The organism is Cupriavidus sp. MPR-AND1C (assembly GCF_058809705.1).
This window is the reverse complement of the sequence record NZ_JBXASU010000182.1, coordinates 1-2863: the sequence shown is the minus strand read 5'-3', so window position 1 is coordinate 2863 and position 2863 is coordinate 1. Positions and strand designations below refer to the sequence as shown.

Below are 2863 nucleotides of genomic sequence, written 5' to 3'. Positions count from 1 at the left end.
CCCCGAGACCGCCAAGGGTGCCGCCCAGTCCGCCGGCAGCCGCGTCCCAGTCGCGCCCGCCCGTCACGATCCGCGAGCCGCCCGAGCGGCGGGCCGCGGAGATGAAGAAGAACAGGATGATGGCGAGCGGGAACAGCACCGGCAGCCAGTCGGTCCACGCGCCGCTCTGGGCGGCCTTGGCGCCGGCCTGCGGGCCGGGCAGGGCTTCCTTGTCGATGGTGGCCTGGATCGCCGAGACGCCGGCCGCGATGCCGCCATAGAAATCATTCTGGCGGAAGTGCGGCGCCATCACGTCCTGCAGGATGCGCTTGGACATGGCGTCGGTCAGGGAGCCTTGCACGCCGCGCCCCACTTCCAGGCGCATCTTGCGCAGGCCCGGCGGGTTGTCCTTGGCGATCAGCAGGATCACGCCGTCGTCGATGCCCTTGCGCCCGGCGCGCCAGGCGTCGGCCACGCGGATGCTGTAGGCGTCGATGGGCTCGGGATCGGTGGTGGGCACCATCAGCACGAAGATCTGGCTGCCGCGCTGCTGCTCGTACTCTGCCAGTACGTTTTCCAGCGCGCTGCGCTGGCTGGTGCTGAGCGTGCCGGTGAGGTCGGTGACCCGCTGCGCGAGCGGCGGCACCGCGACAAAGCCGTCGCCGGCGGCCATGGCCGGGAACGCCAGCAGCGCGCTCAGCCATAGCAGCAGCGCCAGCATGGCGGCTGTCCAGCCACTGCGCTCAGAGGGATTGCGCATAGGTATGGTCCGGGCTCAGAACTTCACCGTGGGCGGTGCGGAGATGGCCTTCTCGTTTTCCACCGTGAACGACGGCTTGACCGGGTACTTGAAGATCATGGCGGTCAGGTTGGTGGGGAAGCTGCGCGCCAGGATGTTGTAGTCGCGCACCGCCGTGATATAGCGCTGGCGTGCCACCGTGATGCGGTTCTCAGTGCCCTCGAGCTGCGATTGCAGGTCGCGGAACGAGGCATCGGCCTTGAGCTGCGGATAGTTTTCCGACACCGCCAGCAGGCGCGACAGCGCGCCGCTCAGCTCGCCCTGGGCCTGCTGGAAGCGCTTGAAGGCTTCGGGGTCGTTGAGGGTTTCGGGCGAGACCTGGATGCTGGTGGCCGCGGCGCGGGCCTTGGTCACGGCTTCCAGTGTCTCGCGCTCATGCGTGGTATAGCCCTTGACGGTATTGACCAGGTTGGGGATCAGGTCGGCGCGGCGCTGGTACTGGTTGATCACCTCGCCCCAGGCCGCCTTGACGGCCTCGTCCTTGGACTGGAAGTCGTTGTACCCGCAGGCGGACAGCAGGCTAGCGCACAGGGCCAGCATGAGCCAGCGCAGTACAGAGCGCCCGCGGGACGGTGACAGGGAAGGGGATGCGCGCATCGAGGACTCCGGAATTCGTGGAGTCCCCAGTGTAGCGCAGGGGCCGGGCGGCGCAAGCGTATCGGCCCGGGTGCAGTTGACGGCAGGCCGGCGGTCCCGGTAGATTGTCGTTTCCGCCGTGGTTGCCACGGTGTGCTCCCATTCAGCCCCAACCTGCCATGCGCGCTGTTCCGTCGATTTCCGCACTTGTTTGCCCTGCCTCGCAGCGGCAGGTGCCGGCGCGCGCCAAAGCCAAAAAACAGCCGCTCATCTGACCGGGGGCGCTGCTTTCCGTCAGATGAGCGACGGAAGCGGCACCTGCGTGCCAGCGTACAGGGGCGAGGCCAGGTTTCAAGGTTCAGGCTTTCCCACTCCCGCACGCGGGCTCATCTGCCACCCGGCGCGCTTCTGCACGGTTTTTTTGACCGGTCGTACAGGAGTGATTCGATGCAAGCAGTAGATCAAGTACAACAAGCCTTTTCAGGAATCTGGCTGCCGCTGGTGACGCCATTTGCCGACGGCTCGGTCGATTTCCCCGCGCTGGCCCGCCTGGTGGCGCACTACGCCGGCAGCGGCATCGCCGGGATCGTGGTGTGCGGCAGCACCGGTGAGGCGGCCGCGCTCGATGAGGCCGAGCAACTGGCCGTGCTGGATACCGTGCTGGCCAGCGCCGGCAGCTTGCCGGTGATGATGGGCGTGGCGGGCAGCCAGGTGAAGCAGGTGCAGGCGCGCGTGCGCCGGCTGGCCGGGCTGCCGCTGGCCGGGTTGCTGGCGCCCGCGCCTTATTACGTCCGTCCGTCGCAGGCCGGCCTGCTGGATTATTTCCGCACGCTGGCCGATAGCGCCGCCGCGCCGCTGGTGCTGTACGACATTCCCTACCGGACTGGCGTGAAGCTGGAGACGGAAACCATCCTGGCGCTGGCCGCGCATCCGAATATCCGTGCCATCAAGGATTGCGGCGGTGACTACCACGGCACGCAGGCCGTCATTGCCGACGCTCGCCTGAGCGTGCTGGCGGGGGAGGATCACCAGTTGCTGGGCACGCTGTGCCTAGGCGGCGCCGGCGCGATCATCGCTTCCGCCCATCTGTATCCGGCACTGTTCGTGGCGCTCGCGCAGGCGGTGGCGGGGCAGCGGCTCGAGCATGCGCGCCGGCTTTTCCATGCCGTGATGCCGGTGATCAAGCTGCTGTTCGCGGAGCCCAATCCGGGTCCGCTCAAGGCCATGCTGGCGCGCGAGGGATGGATGCGCAATGAGCTGCGTGCGCCGATGACGTCTGCTGGCGCGGCCCTGGAGGCGGCCTTGGCGCAGGCCTGCGAGCGGCTTGGGGCGGTTGTTCCTGAATTGCTTGGCTGACTGACCTAGCGGGCGTTCGAGCTTTTGAGGTTTCGGCGTTAGGGGTGACTGCTTAACGTCAACTTCAACTACAACTTCAACTTCAACTGCAGTTTCACCACCCCTGCGGGGCGGCGACCTACTTTTTTGTCTTGCCAAAAAAGTAGGCAAAAA

Annotated in this window: 3 protein-coding genes; 1 reads left to right on the top strand and 2 read right to left on the bottom strand. The window is 66.9% G+C overall.

The features are described 5' to 3' along the window. Both AC1RWI_RS37820 and AC1RWI_RS37815 read right to left on the bottom strand, forming a co-directional pair. A partial coding sequence (locus AC1RWI_RS37820) for a TPM domain-containing protein (protein ID WP_492870864.1) occupies positions 1-739 on the bottom strand: 739 nt, incomplete at its 3' end. Between the two features lie 15 nt (positions 740-754). After that, positions 755-1375 (bottom strand): LemA family protein, encoded by a 621-nt coding sequence (locus tag AC1RWI_RS37815; protein WP_492870863.1) that lies wholly within the window; start codon positions 1373-1375, stop codon positions 755-757. A gap of 426 nt (positions 1376-1801) precedes the next feature. Here AC1RWI_RS37815 and dapA point away from each other — a divergent pair, with 426 nt between their 5' ends. Further along, entirely contained in the window at positions 1802-2710 is a 909-nt protein-coding gene (dapA, locus tag AC1RWI_RS37810; RefSeq protein WP_492870862.1) for a 4-hydroxy-tetrahydrodipicolinate synthase, read from the top strand. The last annotated feature ends 153 nt before the right edge of the window (positions 2711-2863 follow it).

Coding starts and splice junctions, on each gene's coding strand:
- AC1RWI_RS37815 (WP_492870863.1), bottom strand. CDS start 1,375: ATGCGCGCATCCCCTTCCCTGTCACCGTCCCGCGGGCGCTCTGTACTG.
- dapA (WP_492870862.1), top strand. CDS start 1,802: ATGCAAGCAGTAGATCAAGTACAACAAGCCTTTTCAGGAATCTGGCTG.